This is a genomic window from Azotosporobacter soli (assembly GCF_030542965.1).
Lineage (GTDB): Bacteria > Bacillota > Negativicutes > SG130 > SG130 > Azotosporobacter > Azotosporobacter soli.
The window spans coordinates 55,579-78,727 of sequence record NZ_JAUAOA010000014.1 but is presented as its reverse complement, the minus strand read 5'-3'; the positions used below and the strand labels follow the sequence as shown (position 1 = coordinate 78,727).

The window sequence follows — 23,149 nt, the reverse complement described above, 5'->3', positions numbered from 1 at the left end:
AATCAGAACCACCCGTCTAACGGGTGGTTTGCACTGAGGCTATAAGCCTCTATTACTAGCCGGCGTCTCAAGACGCTGGCTTTCACTTTGTTCAAGCCACTACGGTCTAATCACTTTTGCTATCCCTAAAGGGATGTTTGTACTACTTCACGTTACCCTTAAAAGGGTCATCGTACTCTCGTACATTCAGTTTATCTATTGCTTGATCATGTTTTTCTTGTTCTTGAATGTACTTCTTGATCGTCGCTTCATTTAGCCCTACTGTACTAACATAATATCCTTCTGCCCAAAAGTGCCTATTCCCATATTTGTATTTCAAATTACCATGCTGTTCAAATATCATTAGCGCACTTTTTCCTTTTAGATACCCCATAAATGCAGAAACACTGAATTTTGGCGGTATCGATACTAACATATGCACATGATCGATCATTAGATGACCTTCTATGATTTTTACGTCCTTATAACTGCATAGCCTTCGTAATATTTCTCCTATGCTTTCACGATATTGACCATAGATTATTTTCCGTCTAAACTTCGGCGTAAATACTATGTGGTACTTGCACTGCCATTTTGTATGTGCTAAACTTTGTCCCATAAAACTCACCAGTCCTTTCTTTGTATAGTGGCCTGAACACCCTCTATTATAAGAAAGTGGTGAGTTTTTGTATAACAGTTGTCAACCACCCGCATAGCGGGTGGTTTTCTGTTTCGCTTCGCTCAACTGACTAAAGTCATAATAAAAAATGAGGTGAACGGATTAACATTCGTTCACCTCATTTTTTATCATCCACTCTTTTTATTTTTCATAAGAAGAAGAGCACCTTGTCTCGTTCTTTTTGCAAATCAAACTTGATCGCACTTTTGTCATGCCTTAACTGAGCCCCTTTCGTCGCTGCGGTTTTTTCAGAACTAAAACGTCCAGCGGGTCGGCCAAGGCTCAGCGTCCTGCAATCGCAGGCATACCCGACATAAGCACCTTCCCTGGCGCTCTGTCGGCGTGCGACGTCCATGTCGCACGTCCCCGCGCTTTTGTCCGCCGAACCATGCCCGCCTCTCCTCGGACTCCATGTTCTGAAAAAACCGCAGCGACGGGGATCAGAAAGACGAAGGCAGATTTATCGTCTTAGGCAAAATAAGAAAGAGAAAGCGCAATTTCGTCTTTAACAACTTTCTTAGCTACGGTAATGCGCGTTCATAAATTCGCCAACTTAACTAACAATTACGTCATTCTTCTTCGTTCCTTTAAGGCCTCGCGGAAGTGGTTTTTCTAAGACGTTAAGAACAAGGAGCGATGAGAAAAATCACTGAAACGAGCAGCAGGACGCTGCTCCGACGGAACATGGACGTTCCTAGTGTCGGCAGAGCCAGGGATGGCGTAAGCTGCCGACGAGATATTGCGCCAAGGATGGCACAGCAGCCGCCCTATGGCTGATCCGAAGGACGACCAGTCTTGGAAAAACCACTTTCGCGAAAAGAGCTACAGCTATCGGAAGACCACGCCACTAGCCAAATCTATTTTGCTATGGACTATCCTTAAAACGCATATAAAAAAAGCTTTGCAAAAAAATCTGCAAAGCTTCTAATTTACTGGTGGGGCATGCTGGGATTGAACCAGCGACTTCTTGAATGTGAATCAAGCGCTCTCCCACTGAGCTAATACCCCAAGTTAATTCATTACATAATTGAGTATACTGCTTTCCGAAGGGCAACGCAAGGACTAGGCGTAATAAATGATGTTTTGAAAACGCGTTACGTTGTTGGTCGGGTTGTGATAGATATGCGGTGAATCGGCGCAAAAGCGCAGCGCATCACCGGCACTCAGGCGGTTCGTTTTCATACCGACTGTCACTTCAAGCACGCCTTCGGTGATGAGCAGATATTCTTCCGCACCAATTTCGTGCGGATTGCCTTCGTGAATGGTTCCGGGCGCTAATATCGCCGAAAAGATCTCAAAGCGTTTTTCCTGGTCGAAGGAAAAGAGCAGATAAAGCGTCAGGCCTTCATTGTCATTCTTCAGCGGTTCCAGTTCCTTTAGGCGAACCAGTTCCGACTCCGGTTTTTCCGTGTTGATCAGCTTGCCGAACGAAACATGCAGCCCTGCGGCAATCTTCCAGAGCGTATTGACCGTCGGGTTCGATTCGCCGCGCTCGATCTGACCGATCATCGCTTTGCTGACCCCGGAAAGTTCCGCCAATCGATCCAAACTAAAACCTTTCTGACGGCGCAGTTGCGCCAGATTTTCGCCAATGATCGGCGTCAGGTCATTCATCGGTATTCCTCCCAGATTTCCGTCTTATTCACAATATTTTCAAGCGTTATAACGCACATTTTTCTTGTACGTCATACTGTCTACATGTATAATATAGCATATAAAAATAATGCGAACAAGACCACGCCATACCTGCGTCAGGTTAAGGGAAGAGTGCAAAGAACACGCTTCTTTTCCCTCCTGTTTCAGATAAATGAGCTTTAGCAAACTGCAAGAAAGGAGTCATACGATATCCGATTATTGCCGTAAAACTGTTGTCATCCAACGCACTCCTTACGGTCCACAGTTCTCTCTTCACAACCGCGGTTTTAATAAAATCGCACCGGTTTTCATCAGCCCGACGCTGGTGATCGTGCTTGAACGAACGAACAAAGGGAGCGATTGTTATGTACAAACGGTGGATTATGCTGAGCGCTTCATGGCTGGTCTTTTTTGTCGCATTTCTTGATCGGGTAAACATGTCCGTCGCCATGCCGCTTATCGCCAAGGAGTATTCTCTCTCGCCGCAGGAGTGCGGTTATGTATTCAGCGCCTTTTTTGTGACTTATACCTTGTTTCAGATTCCCGGCGGCTATTTAGGCGATAAAATCGGACCGAAAAAAGTGTTGACCTTTGCATTGATTTGGTGGTCGGTCATGACGATGGCGACCGGACTGGCACGCACTTTTTCGCAGTTCTTTTTCGTACGCATTCTCTTTGGCGTTGGCGAGGGCCTGCAACCGCCCTGCGCCTTCAAGCTGAACAGCAACTGGTTCCCCAATCAGGAACGGGCCACGGCCAATTCGATCTTCACCTCGGCCTGCTCGTTCGGTCCGGCCATTGCGCCGCCGATTGCGGTCGCGATCATCAGCGCCTGGGGCTGGCAATCGATCTTTTACATTTTCGGCGGTCTGGGTTTTCTCATCCTGCCGCTCTGGCTCTATGCTGTGAGCAATTCCCCGGAAGAATGCAAGAGCATCAGCCAAAAAGAACTCGACTACATTCGCAGCAACCAGGCGGAAGTCGTACTTGATGAAAAAGAGGAAGAAAAAAGCGGCGGCGTAATGAGCATCTTTAAAAACCGGAACATCTTGCTGCTGGCCTGCACCTATTTCTTCTTCATGTGCGCCTTCTTCGGTCTTCTTTCCTGGCTGCCCAGCTACCTGGTCAAGGCGCGCGGCTTCGAGCTGGTGAAAATGGGGATCTTCTCCGGTCTGCCGTTCTTGGCGCTGGGCATCGGTCAGCCACTTGGCGGCTGGCTTTCGGATAAGGTCTTTCTCGGCCACCGCAAACTGCAGGCCATCCTCGTCAATCTGGCCGCTGGTCCCGCTCTCTATGCGGTGGTAACCGCGCAAACAGAAACAATGGCCATGACCGCCTTGGTCGTCGCCGGTTTTCTGGTCGGCATGGCCTTCGGCCCACTCTGGGCGATGCCGATGGAATCGGTCAAACGTCGCTTTGTCGGCACGGCAACCGGCGTAATGAATTCCGGCGGCAGCATCGGCGGCATCCTTTCCCCGATCATCATCGGTCATCTTGTCGGCGTTTCCGGCTATGATGCCGCGTTCGCCTTCATGGCCGCTTCGCTCGTCGCGACCGCCGTCACCGTATCGCTAGTCAGACTGCCGAAAAAAGAGGCGGCTTCTTCTGCCGCATAAAGCTCGCTTTACTGAAGAAGCGATAAGAGGAGGATCACTATGACGCTTCACTGCGACAACCATGAATTGGAATTAACCGAAGCGGTTCGCGCCGCAATTCAGCAACGTGCGATCTGGTTTTACCTGCTTTTGAAGTCCGCCAAAGAACGCGGCGCGGACGCGGACGCGATCGCCCAGGAAGCAGTCTTCGCCGCAGGACAGTTGAACGGAGAAAAGATTGGACTGTGCCGCACGCCGCAGGAATTCTTCCAGGGTCTTGCCACGAAAACCAACCGTCTGGCCTTTGCAATGGAAGAAATCAGCATGGACGGCAAGCAGGGCATATACCGCTTTCATCGCTGCCCGCTCTGCGACGCCTGGAAAAGTCTCGGCTGCACGCAAGAAGAAATTGGCCATCTATGCAAGCTCGCGATGGCTGGAGACTACGGCATCATCAGCGGTTATCCGCTCGATTTGATGTTTAATTCTACGATCGGCGACGGTTCGCCTTACTGCGAAATGGTCGTCAGCAAGTAATAGATTCTCTTACCTTCCTTCTGCTCGGACTCACTTTATCTTGAAACGAACTAAAGGAGGCTGCTGCCATGATCTATCCACCCCACACTTCCTACCAACAGGGCCTCGAGGACGCCGCACATTTTATTCAGCACAACGAACCGAGCCTCTTGGTTCCACAGGTCGACCACCTGAAGGAAATGGCCTTTTCGCGCAAGAATCGCTATTTGGCTGGTATTGCCGACGGTCTTTGGATTCTGGTCTGCGAACTGGATACAAAGAAAGAAGAGAAGACTTACAAGAAACGATAACACGAAGAATCGAAGCGGGCCGATCGTATCACCCCAACGAGAAGAACGGAAGAAGTTAACCTCTCTTCCGCCCTTCCCTTCTTCGACTCTTCGTGTAAAAACAGTCCCACTTGATTTCGTTTTGTCGACACTCTCAAAAACGCCTTGGCCGTTAGCGGCCAAGGCGTTCTTCTTTTACAGATCCTCTTTTATTCCGTTTCCGCATGGCGCACCGGAAATTGCACGTAAAACGTCGTTCCCTCCAGGCCGGTTTTCACGCAGATATAAGCATTATGCCGAGCCGCAATGCCATAGCAGACCGCAAGGCCTAACCCGGTTCCCGTATCCTTGGTCGTTTTGAACGGAACACCGATATTCTCCATGATTTCCGCGGGAATGCCGCCGCCCTCATCCTGAATCGTCAGCATCACCGAACCGTCTTCCGCCAAGCTTGTCGCGATCGTCAGTTTGCCGTGCTGCTCCATCGCCTCCAAGCCATTGCGCGAAAGGTTCAGGATCAGTTGCCGTATTTCCTTTTCGTCCAGCATCAGCGGCGGAGAATCCGCCAGCTGCAGTACGATCTCTTTGCCGCCGATCGCCGCATCGGATTGCAGCAGTGGATAAATGGCACGGATAATCTCTTCCAGACGCTGCTCCTGCAGATAAATCTCCTTGTTTTTCGACAGGGAGAGGAATTCGGTGATGATGCTGTTGGCGCGGTCAAGCTCTTCGATCATGAGGTCGCAGAACGCGATCTTTTTCGCATCGGTCTCCTTGCTGCGCATCAGCTGTAAAAAGCCGCGAATCGTCGTCATCGGGTTGCGCACCTCGTGCGCGATGCTGGCGGCCATTTCGGCCACCGTGTTGAGGCGATCCATATGCAGCAATTGCTTGTTCGCATCATTGATGCTCGCGATGTTCAGTTCCAGTTTTTGCGCCATCGCATTGAACGATTCGCCGAGTTTGCCGATCTCATCGTTCGGCATTTCCGCGATACGCGCGGCCAGATTGCCGGTTGCGATTTCCTTTGTCTGGCGGTTGATCCGGTCGATCAGGTTCACGACATGAATCTGCACCACGCCGCACACGACAAGGATTACCGACAAGAGCGCCGCAAGATAAGCAACCAGGATCGGCATGATCATCAGCAGGATTTGTTCGTTGATCCGCTGCGTAGAGATCGCGGTGACGACTTTCCAGCCGTTTTCCCGGTTCACTTCCGTCCAGGCGCGCTGCTCCCTGCCTTCAATGACGATTGTTTCAAAGCCGCTTTCCGCGTGTCCGGCATCGACGCCTGCTTCATTGGTGTTTTTCAGCGTACGAGCCTTGTGCTTTCGGTCAAAGAGAATCGTCCCGTCGCCGCTGATAATTTCGATGTCGCCTTCCCATTTGCGCGTCAGGCGTTGAATGCTTTCTTCTATACCGCCAAGATCAAGATTGAATGAGACCACGCCGATCGTTTCATTGTTTTTGACGACCGCCTTTGACACCGCGACCGCGATTCCACCGCTCATCTGGCGGTACGGTCCGGTCAGTACCGGACGGTCGGGCGTTGCAAGCGCATCTTTGTACCAAGGGCGCTCGCGTGGTTCATACGGCTGCAGCGCCGCTATCAATGGCCGCTCCGAGATTTCGATATAACCGCCTTGCTGCGTTCCGATGCAAATCCCTTGCAAACGGGTGTGCCATTTGAGAAAATCGGCCAAGGGATCGATATCGCGCCGCGCAAACGCATTGCCGTCAAAGTAGACTTTGCCGCCGATCTTATCGATCATTTCCGCCATGCGTGCATCCTTTGCCAGTGATGAAATGTCATTGAAAGAGACATACATCAGGTCTTCTTCCAGATAATTGCGCATGTAAACGGCAACCTGGCTGGCCTGCAATTCATAATTGTCCGTGACCTGCCTTGCCAGCATGTTATAGGTAAATAAAAAACCGATCAAACCAATCACGCTGCCGGCGATGAAAATCCGCGCCGCCAGTTTGTTTCGTATCGAATTCGCCACTTGCATTCTTCCTTTTTTTCATATTGCAGTAGCATTTAACCATATGTGTTGACAAAAATCAACCTGTTTATTACGAAACGTTACAATAACACGGCTATTTTTTCAAACATTCTTCATAAGATTACCGTCATCACCAAACGATCTTCAGCGCTGCCGTATTCTCCGCGGCGCATTTCCTGTTCAACAAAGCCCAGTTTTTCCCGATAGACACGGATCGCCGCCTGATTTGAAGGATCTACCGTCAGTTCGACCTCCGTCACACCGCTTTGCTTCAACTCCGAGAGACTGGCGCGGAGCAAGGCGCTGCCCAATCCCTGTCCGCGCAACGCCTGCGCAACCGACACGCCGACCATGTACGCACGCTCCGGCTTTTCCCAATCGCGCATATATTCGACCAGCCCGACGATTTCATCGTCCTGGAGCGCAACATGGACGCAGCCATGCCGAATCATCGGCACCAGATTCCACTCATTCAGTGCGCCGTCGCCAAACGCTTCTCTTTCCAATTCGAGAAGCCTGGGCAGCCACTTTGCCTTTGGTGTCCGCAACCGTTCAATCTTCATTTCGCCGTTCCCCCTTGAACTCTTTTTCAATGTAGCGCGAGTCGCTGGCCGAAAGCAGACCAGGATAGGTCAGAGAAAACTCGATCTCGTCGCCCACTTTGACTTCGTTTTCGCCGTCGGTGATATCGACGATCGTATGATCACTGCTCGCTCCCAGGATCGCATACTTTTCTTCCACCGGACGAATCCCTTCGATATATACGTCCTGGCGTCCGAATGCCAGGATTGCACGTTTGCGCATTCCCTGATCGATGAATTGAGGCGTGTTGCCGAACGCGTCTTTGCCGATTTCGCCCATCGGCAGTGACGGTTTATCCTTCACTTCGATCACTTCGCCGCGCAAGCGGAACGCATCCTGATGCAAACCGGGGATGACGCGGTTGTTCGTCGTATCCGTCCCCAGCAAAATCCCTTCGCCGATACGCAACTGGTTGATGCCTTCCGGCACCTCGTCCTTTTCCACTAAGAAGAGCGACGACGTTCCGCCGCCTGAAATCACTTCTAGCTTATAATCCAGATACTGTTCCAATGAATCCCTGAGCGTAATCAACACGCCGAGATTCTCGCGGCTCGGCAGAACGCCGCCGTAACAGCCCATGTTCGTGCCGAGCCCCACCAGTTTCACGCCGCGCATGCTCTTGATCTGCGCGGCGGTGGCAATGACATGTTCCTGCAATACGCCTTCCCTAAGATCGCCGACATCCACCATCAGGATAATCTTATGCATCGCTTCGATCCGGCACGCCGCTGCAGCCAGCGCTGAAATGACGCTCAGTTCTGAATTGATGCTGACATCCGCATAACGAACTACATTATCGACATTGCTCAAGCGAGGCAGTCGCAATAAGGTAATTTGATTTTGAAAACCGCGCTTGCGCAGTTCCATGATATTTTCCATCCTCGCGTCCGCCAGACCGGCAATGCCGCCTTCCAGCATCGCCGTCACGATCTGGTGCGCAGCCGTAAATCCTTTCGTCACGCCGATGACTTCAATTCCTTTATCACGGCATTGCCGCACAATCTGATTTGCATTTTCCCTGATTTTGTTCAGATCGATTGTAAGCACGGAACAGCTGCTCATCCTTTCCCCTCCTAAAAAAAGAACAGATAAAGTCTATAAAGACTTCATCTGTTCCTATTTCATCACGTTGCTATTACGGTAGATTATAGCAAAAACGCTCACAAAAGTCAATTTCTCCCTTTTCTATCACTATTCTATCGCCTGCAGTTTCAATACTCCTGCACCGCGTTGCGTGTGTTTCTGCGTCGTGACGTTGCTCTCGCCAATGGCCCAGATCAGCTTGTTGTCGCCCAAGACAAGAGCCTTGTTCTGTGCACCGCCCGGATCCAGCTTGCGAGCAAATTCCACCGTCATCACGCCGTCCGTATAATTGCCCTTCAGCTGTGAAACGGTCGGTTCTCCCTGTTTCGGTTTCGGCAGTCCGACCAAGCTCGTGCTGTATTTCTCCTCGACCAGAATTTTCCCATCCTTAAACGAAAACATCAGAATATCGGCGCCGTCCATCTTCTCAGCAGCGCCGATGCCGATCGCCAGATATCCTTTCGTCTTGGCGCGCAGCGCCATCAATACCGTATCGCCTTTCACACGGCTGAAGACCTCGACATCGCCGATCATCTGCGGCTTACCGTATTCCTTTTCATCGATGACGCCGTCCGCTTTCCATTCGCCAAGCATCACCGGTGTGCTTGCAGGCGGCGGAACCTCCGCCTTTTGGTTGGCGCATCCCGCTGCCAACGCCGCTAAGCAGAGAATGCTTAGCCATAAAAAAAGCCATCTTCGTTTACGCTCCATAACCGCATAACCTCCCGTCGCTTTTTCAATCACCTATTACAGTGTATTCGTCAGTTGCACTTCGCTTCCTTCTTTTGGGAAAATTATCCCATACACAAAAACAGACGGCTGGCGCTTCGGCAACATCGCTGACACACCTGGGGATCAGATAAATAAGCCAGAGAAAAGTCTTTTCCGGATTGCTTTTCTTTTTAAAATTAATTCTATTTTTCCGTGCAAAACGCTTCTTTTTACGTTAACATATTGGTATACATTCTTATCTTTAGGAGGAATTCCCATGGCAAATTTATCATCCTGGCATCTGCCGACGTCACGCAAAGGCATTATCGCCACCGTCTTAATCAGCGTCATTCTTTTCGCCACCATTTTTACCGGAGCCTGGTATGTTTTCTACTGGAAAAAAACGCCCGCCTATTCACTCGGTTTGATCCGCAACGCCGTTGAAACGCACAACTACGCCGAATTTGAAAAGCATGTCGATGTCGACTCTCTTGCGAATCGAGCCTTCGACGACATTGTTGTCGCATCCATAGCCGAAGAAAAAGGCGAGTCCGCCAATATAAAGACCTTTGCCATGGGCCTCGCACAAATGTTTAAGCAGCCTTTTGTTGCCGTAGCCAAAGATGCCAGCAAGCGCTTCGTAGAAAGCGGTTCGTTCGAAAAAGCGCAGACCACAGAAGGCGAAACCGATAAACAACCGCGTTTCTCCGCTGCTGAGGTCGGCAAGAAGACCGGTCTTGCCTCGAGTGACTTCAAAGGCGTCTCCTATACAAAAGAAGACGGCAACGTCGCCGTCGTCGGCATTAGCGTATTCGAAAAGCAAGTGGAAAAAGAGCTGATCATCGAGCTCAAACTCATCAAACTTGATGACGGCACCTGGAAAATCACCGAGATCGCCAATCTCAAAACCTACATGGCGCAACTGAAAAAGCTGCGCGCCGAAAAACTGGCCCGACTTAATGCGCCCATTGAAAGTAAAATTAAAACAGCGCTCACGCTTGGTTCTGTAAGCGCTCAGATCGTCAACGCCGACCCTTGGGGATTCTCACGCGAACTGCGCGTCGCAATTCCGGTCACCGTAGGTTCCGGCCCCAAACCGGCCTCCCTGGGCGGTCAGATTTCCGTCGCCAATAAAAACGGCGCCACGTTGCTTGCCAGCGGAATCAAAGCCGATCTAAGCAGCGCCGAGCAAAAACCGATCCTTTATTATTCCTTCCATCTCAATCAATTCATGGACGGCCATAACGAAATTCTCGCCTCCGACCCAAAAGCCCTCACCTATACCGTCAATGTCAGCCGTATAAGCTTTGCCGACGGAAATGAACTCAAACTTCTCGAAGCGTTGCCCGAATCGTAATCCACTCTACATTGCACTAAATAAAACGCCAACTTGCATCCTCAAGATACAAGTTGGCGTTTTATTGCATTTGCCATTGTGGCAGATAACACGACAGCCAGAGCATTTTTATTTTGCACTGACCTTCGCCGTCGAGTCCGTTGCTGTGGTGTTGGAGGAATCGCTGCTATCCGAACTGCTCGCGCTGCTCTTTGCGTCCTCCAACGTCTGCATCTTCTGCATAATCAGCGCTACCTGTCCGGTCGAACCATACGTCAGCTCGCTATACAGACCGGAAGAAGCATCATTGCTCTGATCGCTGGATGATCCGCTTGACAAATAATCCGCCAGCGAAGCCGACTTTGCTTTCTTTAGATACTCATCGAGTTGAGACGCTGTAGTACTCGTCGACGTGGTCGAGTCGGTCGACGAACTGGAAGTCCCCGACTGCGTTTCGCTGGAAGTCGCATCGGTGTTGCTGTTCAAGAGCTTGTACCACGCACTGTTGGACACGCTATTAATACCTGACATCATCCTACCTCCCTACGCTCATTTATTTTACCTATCGCCAGCGATTCTTTAAATTATCTTAAATCGCAAAAACGCCTCACCCTTCAACCCGCCTGCTTTTCCTCTTTCAGATGCGTTGCATCATTGAGGCGGGCAACGACAGTGCGCTCGGCGTGATATTCCAAGATGTTCAACGCCGTATTATCCTGCCGGATATTCCAGACCTGGCTCAGCGGAATAGCGAGCGCGGCGCAGATGGCGCTGCGGATCGCCGCTCCGTGCGAGACGACCAGCACATCTTCGTCCGGATGCGCACTGACGATCGCTTCCAGCGCTGCTTGCATCCGTTCCTGCAGTTCCTGGAACGATTCGCCGCCGGGACTCTTCGCCTCCGGCAGCGGCTGCGAAAAAAACCGATTCGCTTCCACTGCCGCTTCACCGATCAAACTGTCGTGCGTCATGCCTTCCCACGCTCCAAAGGAAATCTCCTTCAAACCCGAAACAACGCGAACCTCCAAGCCATGCGGCGCGGCAATCGTCTTTGCCGTTTCGTGCGCCCGCTCCAAGTCGCTCGAGTATGCGGCGGCAAACCGTTTCGTGCGCAAGCGTCCGGCCAGGCACTCGGCCTGGCGACGTCCGGCTTCGCTGAGCGAAATATCCGTCTGCCCCTGATACTTCATTAACTTGTTCCATTTCGTCTCGCCATGGCGTATTAAAAAAATCCTCGTCATCCTTGCCTGAAACCGCCTTTCCTTTGCTGACTCATCTGTTCATTCTACACCGAAACGTCCTCTTCTGCCACTGTTCTTTCTTCAGGCTCATTGCCGCCAGTGCCAATAATACGGATATCCCGGCCGCATGACCGGGCGGCCGTCCTGCTCCACATGCCCCGGATAATTCGCCATTTCCGCCTGCCATAGCGTCAGCCCCGCTTGTGTGGGATCGACAATCCGCCCCATGAACAAAATTAAACCGCTTGGCTTGTGTACAATCAAAAAGAAAAACGGATGATCCGCACGCACTGCCAGCGCAGGTTGCGAAGAATGTCCCGCATTCGTTTTGCCAGCTGGCAGCGTCGCCTGCTTTTGCGTTTGCGCGCCGTTTTCCGCAATATCCACGACCGCCTGTTGCAGCATGCGGCTGATAAAGAGCGTTTGCTTCGAACTAACGCCGGAAAAGTCAGCGCTCTTGGCATCAAAAGCCGTCGTCAATCCCAGCGCAGGCAATAGCGCCGCATCCTCTAAGCTATAGCGGCTTTCCACTTTGCATTTCGGCAAAAACACATCCAGCGCTTTGCTGTGCAGCAATTTCTGGCCGCTCGTATATTTTCCCAAATCCAGTTCATCAATCGCCTCTTTGCCCTCGCCTTTCGGCACGACGACAAGCGTCGCCAGTTCATTTCCGGCATACGGCAATTCAACAACCTGTGCATGTTCATCTTCGAAATATGGGGCTTCGAGTTTCTGATGCAGCATCGGCACAAGCAGCGAATCGCCTCTGACGCGCCGGAAGGAGAGTTGTTCCATATCCTTCGCCATAAACGGCGTCTGCCATTCGCCTTTGAACGAATCGCCATTGACCAGTAAAAGTGAAACAGCCTTCTTCGCATCCTCCGGCGGCAGGAACGTCGTCACTGCGCCGTCCGTCTTGTCTTCCAACCAAAAATTGACCGCCTGTCGCGCCGCTTCGCCATGATCGACAAAATCGCTGTCACGCAAACTCCGCGGATAATTCCGATCCATCAGCGTTGAAAACTCCCGGCGCACTGTCACCGCACTGTCCAGCCACATCGCATCGCCCATGCGCAACCGGTTCGCCGCGTTATCTTTCAATGGCAGTTCCTTATGCAGTTTGCCGAACGCTTCCGTCAGCGCTTTCGGCTCCAGCGTAACGTGCAGCGTCTTTTCCAATTGTCGCGCCGTCTCGCCACCGCTCCCCGCGTACGCCATCGCCAGCGTGCGCGAAATAGCGTACGGCGAGAAGACCAGATTTTTATCCGGTTCGTTCTTGCGCGCAATCTGATAAAAATCCCAGGCAAACGCATTGCTGCCGCCCGCTGCTTCCTGCAGCGGCGCAGCCAGCGCCTCACGGCATAACACAAGCGCCGCTATAAGCAGCAGCACCAAGATGACAATACGCTTCCATCGTTTCATAGGAATCCTCCTTAGAGATGTCTCAACGCTTATTATATGCCTTGGCGCACGCAAAGAAAAGAGTTCCTGTATGTTTCTAGGGCAAGCGTCTGTATTCAAACATGTCTTTTAAGCTTCCCTACGCCGCGCATGATCACTTCAATACAAAAATCGCTCCTTTGCGCAATCCGCAAAGGAGCGATTTTTTAGCTGCTATTCCATTACGTCGAAGCTGCAAGTGTTGCCGACATCAAAACATTTTCCCCGGAACGTTATCATCGTTCCATTTACAGTCGCTTCGATTTTGCAAATTTCACCGACTGTGGGTCGCTCATCTTTGTCAAACGATCCGCAATAGAACACAGTTCCCGTACAATTACTGGTTCCGGTACCATCTAGCAGTCTTGCGACTCCGCCAGTCATTGAATGAACATAAACTTTAGTAAAATGCGCATCTGCTGGTATTCTCATCCTTGCTACCTCCTTTCCTTACGCTTTTACGAAACCGCCGACGGCGGGATCGTATTTAATGACGATATCGGCCTGTTTTGCAAAGTCAAGCAGCAGCGCCTGGCTCTTGATGCGGCTGATCACCATGCCGTCATCCAAATCCGACTGCATGAAGATGCTGATTCTTTCATGCGGCGTAAACGTCGCCGACTCGTTGGAGAGTACCTGCACCGCATTGATCGGATTGCCTTCGTAGGTTACGCCGTTCGCTACGACGTCTTGCGCCAGACCGAAGGTCAGGATATCCGGGTCGGTCATATTGTTTTTGATTTCATACATGTTGTCGCCCAGCGTCGTATCGGTAACCGGCGGTTCAAAAATTCCGTTGGCAAACGCGTACGATTGTTTTTCGCTAGCCTGCGCATACGAAGATTTTTCAATTTTCGCCTTGCCTTCCATTTCGCTGCAGGATGCATACACGCCGTACGCTTCTTCCCAGGACACGCTGTTAATTTCAAACGGTGCAAACGTGACCCAGGCAACATCCGCGCCCGAACCTTCCGCTTCCTTGACGATAATCACCCTTTGATTCAACATGTTGAATTTTTTCACCGTTTCGTTATCGATTAACGCTTTCAAAGTATAGTTTGCCATTTTTTCATTCCTCCAATTTTTTAATCATATTCATATAAGTCTTGCGGCCGCACCTGCAGAGCCCTAGCCAAACCGCAGAGTATCGGCACGGTAGGATGACGTTCCTCATTCTCAATGGCGCTGATCATGCTCTTGCTTACGCCGGAACGCCTCGCTAGTCCATCTTGCGTAAGCCCCTTTTGCTTACGTATTTTTTTTTAAACTGTAGATTATCATTCCATCCCTCCCTCTGGATATGAGTGGATTGCAACCCCCACTTACAAATTATCACATTAAAGGTTTACTATGGTGGAATCATACAAATTTTGTTTAATATAATAAATTCGTAAGAAACGCTCGCTTGGGACGGCGACATAGGACGGATGACTTTGCCGCTCATTTTTGCTACAATTAAAACAGCTTCACTGAATACGGAGGTACCTATGATCAACGAAATCGGAGAGAAAATTGCCGCGCTGCGCAAGAGCAAAGGCCTCACCTTAAAAAACATGAGCGAGCTTTGCGGCCTTTCGATCAGTTTTTTGTCGCAGATTGAAAACGGCAGTTCCTCACTGGCCATCACTTCATTAAAAAAAATTGCCGAAACGCTCAACGTGCCGATCACATATTTTTTTGACACGCATGAAAACCATCATTATCATGTCACACTGGAAAAACAGGAGAAATGGAACATCGAAGGTTCGCCGTTCGAATATGTGCGCCTGTCCGGACAGTTCCCCGAAAGTTCGGTTGAGCCGCTGCTGGTGACGTTGCCGCCGAACTCCAACTTCGGTCAGGTCTACAGCCACCCCGGCGAAGAGTTCGTCTACGTGCTCGAAGGCGCGTTGCTCGTCGACCTTGACGGCAAACAACATCGGGTCAAAACCGGGGAATCGATTCACTACCCGTCGACGCTGCCTCATTCCTGGTCCAATCCCAGCGCGCAGCAAGTCCGTGTGCTTTCCGTCTCCTCGCCGCCGCTCTTCAAATAACGGCGCTTTCATGCATGCCCGTTACACAAGAAGTGTATTTGAACCACAGGTGCTGCGCACCACAGATTCGTTGCGCGAATGACGGGTAAAAACAAAAACAGAATCCGACTGCAAGAAGGATGTAAAACTCTTTCTGCCTTCCCATCTTCAACTCTTCGTGTAAAAACGTCCCGCTTGCTTTCGTTTTCTCATCAGTCACAGAACAAAAAAGTACGACGCCGGATACTGTCCGACGCCGTACTTTTTTTTGTTTTTAGTCGATGATGGTCAGCTCTTTCGTATGCGCATTGAGTACCTTGCAGCCGTCTTTCGTCACGAGAACCAGGTCCTCGATCCGCACGCCGAATTTTCCTTTCAAATAGATACCCGGTTCGATCGAAAAGATCATCCCCTCTCGCACCGGAAGTTCGTTCGCCGCCGAAACATCGCCGAAATCATGTACGTCAAGCCCGATGCAATGACCGGTTCGATGCGTAAAGAACGGGCCATAGCCGCCTGCTTCAATCACGCTGCGCGCCGCACGGTCGATATCGCAAAAACGAACGCCCGGCTTAACCGCTGCGATCGCGCTCAGGTTCGCTTCTTTGACCAGATTATACACCTTTTCCGCTTCGGGCGACACCGTCTTATAGAAGACCGTGCGAGTCATGTCCGAGCAATATTCGTTCTTCTTGCAGCCGATATCGATCACGATGCAGTCGCCCGGCTTGACGCAGGTATCATCGCTCGTGTGATGCGGTTCGGCCGCGCCCGCGCCGTAAGAAATGATCGGATCGAACGAAAAGCCGGCCGTACCAAGCTCTCTGTAAATACCGCTCAGGATTTCGACCATTTCGAGTTCCGTCCGGCCAGGTTGAATCTCTTTTTGGATCTTCGCCATCGCCAGATCATTTAAGCGCGAAGCTTCCTGCATCTTGGCCTGCTCCGTTTCGTCCTTGCACATCCGGACGCCGTCCACCGCGAACGAACCGCGCACCATTTTCACCGTCGTGTTCAACTCCTGCAGTTCCAGCAAAAACCGAGCCGGCCAGTTGCTGTCGATGCCGACGACGCCGGTCTTGGCAAGAGCAGCATTCAAGACCGCGACAGGACTTTCGATATCGGAGAAATACGTCACCGGCATGCCCAGCGCATCGCTTTGCTGAAACATCTCATGCACGAACAAACGGCAGGTTGTATCGCGTCCTACCAGCATCGCGAGCATCCGCTTACCGGTGTGAAGCCAAGCTCCGCTAAGATAAAAAATCGTCGTCGGATCAGTAATGATCAGTTGATCGATCCCCATTTCCGCCATATTGGCCGTGGTCTTTTGAATCCGTTCTTGGTTAAGCATAGTAGTAGCCTCCCTTTTTATAAACCAATCGCTGCAGCGATTCTTTGGCTAACGATAAAGTTTTGACACGAAGAATTCATTTTAAACCACAGGTACCTAAAGGTACCACAGAAGCCGCATGGCGCCTTAGCGGTTAAAACAGTCAAATCGCGTAGCGATTTCTGCGGCGGCTATGCCGCCTGTGGTTCAAACCATTTTTTGCAAATTCATCTTCCGTCCGATGCGCGATTTACCCCATTGAAAACGGTGTTTGCCGACGCCGTTTGGCACGACCCGGCAAACACCATTTTATCACATTATTTGTTTACCGCCGCTTTCTCCGCTGCCGGGACATCCTCTTCCAGCAACGCGACCAATTTCTTATCGGACACGAAGAGCAGCGCCGCCGTTACGAATAAAATAATCGGAATCACGACATAGGACTGCATGATCGGATACGAGGTCGCGATCGCGTACAGATAACCGTAGGATTTTCCCGCGATGAACGTGGCGATGATCCAGACGCCCATCAGAACCGAATACAACTTGTTCGGCGCATGTTTAGCCACGAACGAGTTGCCGAGCGGCGAAAAGAGCATTTCGCCGATACTCAGCAGTACGCCGAACGCAATCAGCCAAAGAATGCTCGCCTTGCCCGCCAATGCTCCGCCCGCGCCTCTCGACATTTCAGCGCCGACCAGCATCAGGAACGAAAAGCCAAGAAACGTCAGACCCAGGCCTAATTTTTTAAACAGGCTCAAATCGCCGCCTGGACGCTTCGACATTTTGAACCAGATCGCGCCAAGCACCGGGCCAAGTGCGATGCAGACAAACGCATTCAGCGAGTCAAACCAGGATAACGGCACGTCAAAACCGCCCAGATTCATGTTCACAAATTCGCCGCCGTAGTCATACGCCGCCAGATACGTCAGGTACCAGAAGACCCAGAAAATGACCGAGAAGAGCGAAACCATAACTATGGCAAAAACCTTTTTCTTCTCCACTTTGGTCAGCGGCTTCACTTCGGTTTCCACTTTCTTTTCGATATGCTTGCCCGCTTTGAACGGCTTCTTGCCCGCTTCGCCTAAGAAACGCATGCCGAACAGGAAACCGATTGCCGTAATCGCACAAATAAGTCCGCATAATTGAAACGCCGGTCTAAAGCCCTGCACATCGCCGCTCGCAAACGTGGTCGCAACCAGAATGCCCACCGCCGTCGTGCCGATAAACGCGCCGACGTTCACGAACGAATACTGCACCGAAAATGCCGAGTCGAGCTGCTTTTCATCTTCAAACAACGCACCGTTGATCGCAGAAACATTGCCCTTAAAGAGCCCGGTACCGACCGCCACCAGCGTGATCATCAGATTCATCGCCGTCGCGTCCTGCGCGCCGCTGCCGATAAAATACCCGCCTGCCATCAGCACCAAGCCCACCGGAACGCAATAGCGTGCGCCGATGTAACGATCCGAGAGATAACCGCCGATGATCGGGGCCAGATAGGTAAACGCAACCAAATTCGACTGGATCAGGGCCGCTTCCACTTTCGTCAGCCCCAAGCCGCCTGTCACCACCGTCGCGGCAACGAAGACAAAGATCAGATACTTGGCCGAATAATACGCCATCCTTTCAAACATGAATGTCAGACAGCAAACATAAAATCCGAACGGCCGTCTGTTTTCCCCCACCGTTTCTCCCATAAACACGCCTCCATTTTTTTAAATTTCCCTGGTGTACGTTTGAAGCCATTCCCTTTCCGCATCCGTAAGATGCTCCGCCAGTTTTTCGTAGACCCTTTTATGATAACGGTTTAAGTACCGCTTCTCATCGCCGCTCAACTCCGACGGATCAATCGCATCCAGATCGATCGGCACGAACGTGATCGTATCCATATGCATGAACTGACCGGACGCAGTCTCCTCGCCCTTGCGAATCACCAGTTCATTCTCAATGCGGATGCCGTGCGAACCCTCGATATAAATGCCCGGCTCGTCGGTGATGACCATGCCCGCTTCCAGCACATTCGCCTCATACTTCGACGGCGAACTGTACCAGCGAAAGCCGCTCGGCCCTTCGTGGATGTTAAGCAGATAACCGACGCCGTGTCCGGTGCCGCATTTGTAGTCGATGCCCAGTTCCCAGATCGGCTGTCTGGCCAGCACATCCAGATTGTAGCCTTTGCAGCCATACGGAAATTTCGCGCGCGCCAGATTCATCATCCCTCGGGCCACTGCGGTAAAATGCTTCTTCAGCTCCGCACTCACTTCGCCGATCGCGATCGTCCGCGTGACATCGGTCGAACCTTCCAGATAATTGCCGCCCGTATCGGCCAAAAACAGATGCCCCGCCTTAAGCACCGCATCCGTTTCCGGCGTCGCCGAATAATGCATCAGCGCCGCATGTTCCTTAAAGGCGCAAATCGGTGCAAAACTTTGCCACAAATAGCCGTCCTGTTCTTTGCGCAGCGTCTCCAGTTTTTCCGCAACGCCGATTTCCGTGATCCGCGTCGTAAGCGCCTGCGTCTTTAGCCAATGCATCAGCTTCGTGCAGGCGATGCCGTCTTTGATATGCGCCCGCTCGATGTTGGCCAGTTCCACTTCGTTCTTGACCGCCTTGAAAAGGATCGTCGGATTCGTCGCCTCCACTTTCTTCACGCAGCTCGGCAAATTCTGATAGAGCGCGTAATTGAGCCGCTCCGGATCAAGCAGCACGACATCGTTCTTGCCAAACAGTTTCACCGCTTCATAGATCGCATTGTATGGTACGAACACCACGTCGTCCTTCTCCAACTCCGTCGTTACGTCCGCAGGCAAGCGACTCGCATCGATGAACAGTTCCGCCTTTTCCCGGGAAATAATCGCATACGCGAGCACCAGCGGCGAATACAGCACATCACGACCGCGAATGTTGAAGAGCCAGGCAATATCGTCGAGCGTCGTCAACAGATGATGGCTCGCTCCGGCTTCGTGCATCGCCGCCCGGACGCGTTTTAGCTTCGCCGCCGTACTCTCGCCCGAGTAACGCTCCACAAGGTGAAACACCGGCTCCGTCGCCAACTTCGGACGATCCGGCCAGACCGAATCGACAAGATCCTGTCCATACTCGATTTTTCCTCGTTTCGCACGCAACGCATCTGCAAAATCGCAGCCTTCCCGCATCGCGATCAACCGTCCGTCAAAGCCGAGTGTTCCTCCTTCGGGCAATACCGCCGCCACATAGTCGCGCACGCTCGGCACGCCGGGATTGCCGCTCTTAAAGAGCGTAACGCCGCTGCCGGAAAGTTCCTGCTCCGCCTGGAGGAAATAGCGTCCATCCGTCCACAGCCCCGCTTCGCTCGCCGTGATCACCGCGGTTCCGGCTGAGCCGGTAAAGCCGGTGACAAAAGCGCGCGCTTTAAAATGCTCGCCCACGTATTCGCTTTGATGGTTGTCCGCCGATGGAATCACATACACGTCGATCTTCTTCTCCTGCATCAGCGCTCTCAGTTTGGCAATGGTCTCTTTCGCACTCATTCTCATTCCCCGCTTCCTATAAAATGTGCGCCGCACCGCTCGTTGTAAAGAGCGTTACGGCAGCGCAAATAATTAAATTCACATTTGTCCGAATACTATGAATTTAACTTATACTGTAATTATATTTACCCTCACAGAAAAAGTAAAGTGAATTCAGTAATCTTTCCCGGTTTATTTTCTGCTGATGTTTTTTTTAAACCGCAGATATCTGGCGGTAGTTTTAACACGAAGAGTTGAAGAGAGAAAGCGATTGATTTCGACATGCATTGCTTTTGCAAATTCAACTTGATAATGGTGCGATCATTTGCAACTTTTAGCTCTTTCCGCATCAGAAATTTTACCTGAACACGTACTCGTCCGTCAGACATAGTCCTCGCAGCCTGCAACCTCAGAAATTCCAGATGCAATGCGCCATCCATGGCTTACCATCTGCGCGCAGCTTCCTGCTTCGCGTTTCTGAGGTCTTGTCTGCGACTCCTTGTCTGACTCTCCTCGTCCTAAACGTTCCGGAAAAACCTCTGACGCGGGGCTTGGGGTACGGAGAACTATGCTACCCCGAAAAAATACTAACTTCTATCGTCCTGATAAAAATCAACCTATCTCATCTATTGTTTAAGTTCTTTAAATTATGTAACCATTCGTTTTATGCTATAGTGATAGTACTTTGATAATCATTTCCCATTTTATAATTAGGAGTGTGCAATTATGTTTTTCGTAGCCTTAGCCATTTTCGTCATTCCCTATTCGATCATTTGCTACATCAACTATCGCATCGTCGCCAAATTCGATCCTACTGTAAAATTCGGCGAAAACTTGGTGCCGATCTGGAACACGTACCTTTTAGCCAAAGAAGTGATGCCGCATCCCAAGCGCTATATCGCTGCCAATCTTCTGCTTGTCAGCATCAGCCTTGTCGCGATGGTGAGTATCATCGGTTTTTCCTTCAACGAATTCGCTTTTAAGCGCCTGCAGGATTTCCAGTGGTTCTTTGATCTGCTCAAGTTCATCTCGGCCATCCTCTACGCCTACCTCTGGGGCTGCACGGCAAAGGCGCTCGGCAAACGCCGCTGGCTGCATTGCCTGTTTGGCCTGCTCACCTTGCCGCTTTTGATTAGCGTTCCGATCATGGCCTTCGACAAGAGCCGTCCGGTAGATCGCCCCGTATGATTTTTTAAAAGCTGTCTCGCATAGGCATGGCCTAGGTCGAGACAGCTTTTTTAGCATCGACAAATTTCTTTGCTAATTAATCTGCCTCTCCTGTTCCAGATAGCGTAGCAGCAAGATGCCTTCGCGTTCGAACTCGACGGGGTTTAAAACGCTGGCGACGCCGAGGACGGGGATGTTGACCTGGCTTTGCAGCCCGGCGCTGAATACATCGGGAGTGATGATCAAGTCGCACTCCAGCGATACGGCTTGGATCAGATCGGCGGTGATGACGGTGGTGTTAAAATGGCGGCGCAATTCGAGAACGTCTTCAATGCGCCGTTTCAATACTGCACAGCTCACCACGCCAAAACCGCAGACAACAGCAATTTTCAATCGCTTATCCATGCATGATTCCTCCTTTTGGGGTTTATAAATTATATTTGAACCACAGCACCACAGAAGCCGCGTCGCGGCTTGCATGGTAAAACAGCTAAATCGCAGCGCGATTGCTGTGGCGGCAACGTCGCCTGTGGTTTAAGATCTCACTCATACCTTTGGCAAATTAAATTTGATAATGGTGTGCTCATCCGCTTTCCTTAGCTCTTTCCGCATCAGAAATTTTACCTGAACACGTACTCGTCCGTCAGACATAGTCCTCGCAGCCTGCAACCTCAGAAATTCCAGATGCATGCGCCATCCATGGCTTAGCATCCGCGCGAAGCGTCCTGCTTCGCGTTTCTAAGTTCTGGTCTGCGACTCCTTGTCTGGCTCTCCTCATCCTAAACGTTCCGGAAAAACCTCTGACGCGGGGCTTGGGGGAACGGAGATCGAAGTCGCCGCCGTCTTTGTGCGGCCGCTCAAAAAGTGCCAGGTACTAGGCGCGACGAGGAGTGCGTAGCGCCGCGTACAATAGGTACGCAAGCAAACACCCGCAAGAAGCAACGACGTAGATGGTGCTTTTTCAGCGGCCTCACCTGAGGTTGATCAAAAAGCATCAGATACTAGGCGCGACGAGGAGTGCACAGTGCCGCGTACATGTGGGTACGCAAACAAACACCCGCAGGAGTAACGACGTAGATGATGTTTTTTCAGCGGCCTCACCTGCGATCGATCAAAAAGCATCAGATACTAGGCACAACGAGGAGTGTCAGCGCCGCGTATAGTTGGTACGCAAACAAACACCCACATAAACGATAACGTAGATATGGCTAATACTTTTTCAGCGGCCGCCCCCTGAGGCCGATCAAAAAGTATTAGCTACTAGGCACAACGAGGAGTGTGCAGTGCCGCGTACATGTAGGTACGCAAACCAGCACCCGCAGGAAGCAACGACGTAGATGATACTTTTTCATCGACCTCTCTCCTTCCAGTTTAAGATTTGCCTCACCTGCGCCTCCGTCTCCGCCCTGCAAATCCGATTCATCCGTCCCGGTCGCGCGATCAATTGCGCCACCGCATCGAGCTGCCCCATCTGCTCTGCAACCGTTCGTGCGGCGAGCGCCATGACGACTTTCACTAAATTGATCTCCCCGGCGTCAAAGGGAACCGGGCGGTGCAGTGTGACCAAGCCCATGCCCGATTGCATCACGTGCTGCTCGTCCTGCAAATGTACCAACGCCAGCCAAGGAGAGATGACCATGCAATCTTCGCTACCAAGGTTCCGGCTAACCGCGTCGACATAGCGCGTTGTGACGCAACCATTGGAGAGAAGAAGTTTGCCAGCTGCTTCTACTGCTTGAACTCGGTTCACGACGGGAATGTTGATTTTTAGATGCACTTTTGATAGTCGATTCATAAATCTTGCCTCCTTTAGATTTCTGAATGTACTTATATGAAATTTTTAATACGACGAGAATCCATTGGCTATTCATCATCTTTGCAAATTCAACTTGATAGTGATGTGATTGTTTGTGTTCTTTAGCTCTTTCCGCATCAAAGGTTTTGCCAGAAAGGTCGGACTCGTCGGACGCTAATGCCATCCTTGGCGCGTCCGACACTAGGAGCATCCGGCTCCGTCGCGGGCCAGTCATGGTTGAAACAGCCTGCG

24 protein-coding genes and 1 tRNA gene are annotated in these 23,149 nt (G+C 51.2%); 6 read left to right on the top strand and 19 right to left on the bottom strand.

The features are described 5' to 3' along the window. Positions 1–142 precede the first annotated feature (142 nt). The 3 genes from tnpA to QTL79_RS12555 form a co-directional block, all read right to left on the bottom strand. A complete protein-coding gene (gene tnpA, locus QTL79_RS12565) occupies positions 143–598 on the bottom strand; it encodes an IS200/IS605 family transposase (RefSeq protein ID WP_346353623.1) in 456 nt (151 codons plus the stop codon). A 993-nt stretch (positions 599–1,591) separates the two neighbouring features. Next, positions 1,592–1,666: transfer RNA gene (locus tag QTL79_RS12560), tRNA-Val, on the bottom strand. Between the two features lie 54 nt (positions 1,667–1,720). After that, the gene (locus tag QTL79_RS12555) at positions 1,721–2,272 is read right to left on the bottom strand and encodes a helix-turn-helix domain-containing protein (RefSeq protein WP_346355314.1); all 552 of its coding nucleotides are present in this window, start codon (positions 2,270–2,272) and stop codon (positions 1,721–1,723) included. 386 nt (positions 2,273–2,658) lie between these two features. On the opposite strand from QTL79_RS12555, the gene QTL79_RS12550 reads away from it, so the two are divergent. The 3 genes from QTL79_RS12550 to QTL79_RS12540 all read left to right on the top strand — a co-directional run bounded on the left by QTL79_RS12550 (position 2,659) and on the right by QTL79_RS12540 (position 4,715). Continuing rightward, positions 2,659–3,909 (top strand): MFS transporter, encoded by a 1,251-nt coding sequence (locus tag QTL79_RS12550; protein WP_346355313.1) that lies wholly within the window; start codon positions 2,659–2,661, stop codon positions 3,907–3,909. A gap of 39 nt (positions 3,910–3,948) precedes the next feature. Continuing rightward, complete coding sequence (locus QTL79_RS12545; protein ID WP_346355312.1) at positions 3,949–4,425, top strand: L-2-amino-thiazoline-4-carboxylic acid hydrolase; 477 nt, start codon at positions 3,949–3,951, stop codon at positions 4,423–4,425. 68 nt (positions 4,426–4,493) lie between these two features. Beyond that, the gene (locus tag QTL79_RS12540; RefSeq protein ID WP_346355311.1) at positions 4,494–4,715 is read left to right on the top strand and encodes a hypothetical protein; all 222 of its coding nucleotides are present in this window, start codon (positions 4,494–4,496) and stop codon (positions 4,713–4,715) included. Positions 4,716–4,903: 188 nt separating this feature from the next. Here the strand turns inward: QTL79_RS12540 and QTL79_RS12535 are convergent, their stop codons facing one another. The 4 genes from QTL79_RS12535 to QTL79_RS12520 form a co-directional block, all read right to left on the bottom strand. Further along, on the bottom strand, positions 4,904–6,703 hold the full coding sequence (locus QTL79_RS12535; RefSeq protein ID WP_346355310.1) for an ATP-binding protein: 1,800 nt from the start codon (positions 6,701–6,703) through the stop codon (positions 4,904–4,906). Between the two features lie 113 nt (positions 6,704–6,816). Further along, complete coding sequence (locus QTL79_RS12530; protein WP_346355309.1) at positions 6,817–7,266, bottom strand: GNAT family N-acetyltransferase; 450 nt, start codon at positions 7,264–7,266, stop codon at positions 6,817–6,819. Further along, positions 7,256–8,347 carry an alanine/ornithine racemase family PLP-dependent enzyme gene (locus QTL79_RS12525; RefSeq protein WP_346355308.1) on the bottom strand — a complete coding sequence of 364 codons (1,092 nt, stop codon included), beginning with the start codon at positions 8,345–8,347 and terminating at the stop codon, positions 7,256–7,258. The genes QTL79_RS12530 and QTL79_RS12525 overlap by 11 nt, the downstream gene beginning before the upstream one ends. Before the next feature lie 129 nt (positions 8,348–8,476). Then, a complete protein-coding gene (locus QTL79_RS12520) occupies positions 8,477–9,079 on the bottom strand; it encodes a DOMON domain-containing protein (protein WP_346355307.1) in 603 nt (200 codons plus the stop codon). A 277-nt stretch (positions 9,080–9,356) separates the two neighbouring features. On the opposite strand from QTL79_RS12520, the gene QTL79_RS12515 reads away from it, so the two are divergent. Beyond that, positions 9,357–10,436 (top strand): hypothetical protein, encoded by a 1,080-nt coding sequence (locus tag QTL79_RS12515; RefSeq protein WP_346355306.1) that lies wholly within the window; start codon positions 9,357–9,359, stop codon positions 10,434–10,436. A gap of 108 nt (positions 10,437–10,544) precedes the next feature. Here the strand turns inward: QTL79_RS12515 and QTL79_RS12510 are convergent, their stop codons facing one another. The 6 genes from QTL79_RS12510 to QTL79_RS12485 all read right to left on the bottom strand — a co-directional run bounded on the left by QTL79_RS12510 (position 10,545) and on the right by QTL79_RS12485 (position 14,352). Beyond that, the gene (locus QTL79_RS12510) at positions 10,545–10,946 is read right to left on the bottom strand and encodes a hypothetical protein (protein WP_346355305.1); all 402 of its coding nucleotides are present in this window, start codon (positions 10,944–10,946) and stop codon (positions 10,545–10,547) included. Between the two features lie 83 nt (positions 10,947–11,029). Beyond that, on the bottom strand, positions 11,030–11,656 hold the full coding sequence (locus QTL79_RS12505; protein WP_346355304.1) for a histidine phosphatase family protein: 627 nt from the start codon (positions 11,654–11,656) through the stop codon (positions 11,030–11,032). Positions 11,657–11,743: 87 nt separating this feature from the next. After that, positions 11,744–13,078, bottom strand: coding sequence for a serpin family protein (locus QTL79_RS12500; RefSeq protein WP_346355303.1), 1,335 nt, complete (start codon positions 13,076–13,078; stop codon positions 11,744–11,746). Positions 13,079–13,270: 192 nt separating this feature from the next. Continuing rightward, a complete protein-coding gene (locus QTL79_RS12495) occupies positions 13,271–13,528 on the bottom strand; it encodes a hypothetical protein (protein ID WP_346355302.1) in 258 nt (85 codons plus the stop codon). Between the two features lie 18 nt (positions 13,529–13,546). Continuing rightward, positions 13,547–14,161: a major capsid protein gene (locus tag QTL79_RS12490; RefSeq protein WP_346355301.1), complete on the bottom strand. Its 615-nt coding sequence runs from the start codon at positions 14,159–14,161 to the stop codon at positions 13,547–13,549. A 20-nt stretch (positions 14,162–14,181) separates the two neighbouring features. Next, positions 14,182–14,352, bottom strand: a complete 171-nt coding sequence (locus QTL79_RS12485) for a helix-turn-helix transcriptional regulator (RefSeq protein WP_346355316.1) — start codon at positions 14,350–14,352, stop codon at positions 14,182–14,184. Between the two features lie 231 nt (positions 14,353–14,583). On the opposite strand from QTL79_RS12485, the gene QTL79_RS12480 reads away from it, so the two are divergent. Next, on the top strand, positions 14,584–15,132 hold the full coding sequence (locus QTL79_RS12480) for a helix-turn-helix domain-containing protein (protein WP_346355300.1): 549 nt from the start codon (positions 14,584–14,586) through the stop codon (positions 15,130–15,132). A gap of 253 nt (positions 15,133–15,385) precedes the next feature. Here QTL79_RS12480 and QTL79_RS12475 read toward each other — a convergent pair whose 3' ends face one another. The 4 genes from QTL79_RS12475 to QTL79_RS12460 all read right to left on the bottom strand — a co-directional run bounded on the left by QTL79_RS12475 (position 15,386) and on the right by QTL79_RS12460 (position 20,375). Further along, positions 15,386–16,465: a M24 family metallopeptidase gene (locus tag QTL79_RS12475; RefSeq protein WP_346355299.1), complete on the bottom strand. Its 1,080-nt coding sequence runs from the start codon at positions 16,463–16,465 to the stop codon at positions 15,386–15,388. A gap of 296 nt (positions 16,466–16,761) precedes the next feature. Continuing rightward, positions 16,762–18,144, bottom strand: a complete 1,383-nt coding sequence (locus QTL79_RS12470) for a peptide MFS transporter (protein ID WP_346355298.1) — start codon at positions 18,142–18,144, stop codon at positions 16,762–16,764. 18 nt (positions 18,145–18,162) lie between these two features. Further along, positions 18,163–19,956: an aminopeptidase P family protein gene (locus QTL79_RS12465; protein ID WP_346355297.1), complete on the bottom strand. Its 1,794-nt coding sequence runs from the start codon at positions 19,954–19,956 to the stop codon at positions 18,163–18,165. A gap of 131 nt (positions 19,957–20,087) precedes the next feature. Further along, positions 20,088–20,375 carry a hypothetical protein gene (locus QTL79_RS12460; protein WP_346355296.1) on the bottom strand — a complete coding sequence of 96 codons (288 nt, stop codon included), beginning with the start codon at positions 20,373–20,375 and terminating at the stop codon, positions 20,088–20,090. A gap of 286 nt (positions 20,376–20,661) precedes the next feature. Between QTL79_RS12460 and QTL79_RS12455 the strand changes: the two genes are divergently transcribed. Next, positions 20,662–21,123, top strand: a complete 462-nt coding sequence (locus QTL79_RS12455; RefSeq protein ID WP_346355295.1) for a hypothetical protein — start codon at positions 20,662–20,664, stop codon at positions 21,121–21,123. A gap of 72 nt (positions 21,124–21,195) precedes the next feature. On the opposite strand, the gene QTL79_RS12450 is transcribed toward QTL79_RS12455, so the two are convergent. Together QTL79_RS12450 and QTL79_RS12445 are read right to left on the bottom strand one after the other, a co-directional pair. Then, positions 21,196–21,507 carry a PTS sugar transporter subunit IIB gene (locus tag QTL79_RS12450; protein WP_346355294.1) on the bottom strand — a complete coding sequence of 104 codons (312 nt, stop codon included), beginning with the start codon at positions 21,505–21,507 and terminating at the stop codon, positions 21,196–21,198. Between the two features lie 943 nt (positions 21,508–22,450). Beyond that, entirely contained in the window at positions 22,451–22,897 is a 447-nt protein-coding gene (locus tag QTL79_RS12445) for a PTS sugar transporter subunit IIA (protein ID WP_346355293.1), read from the bottom strand. Positions 22,898–23,149 lie beyond the last annotated feature (252 nt).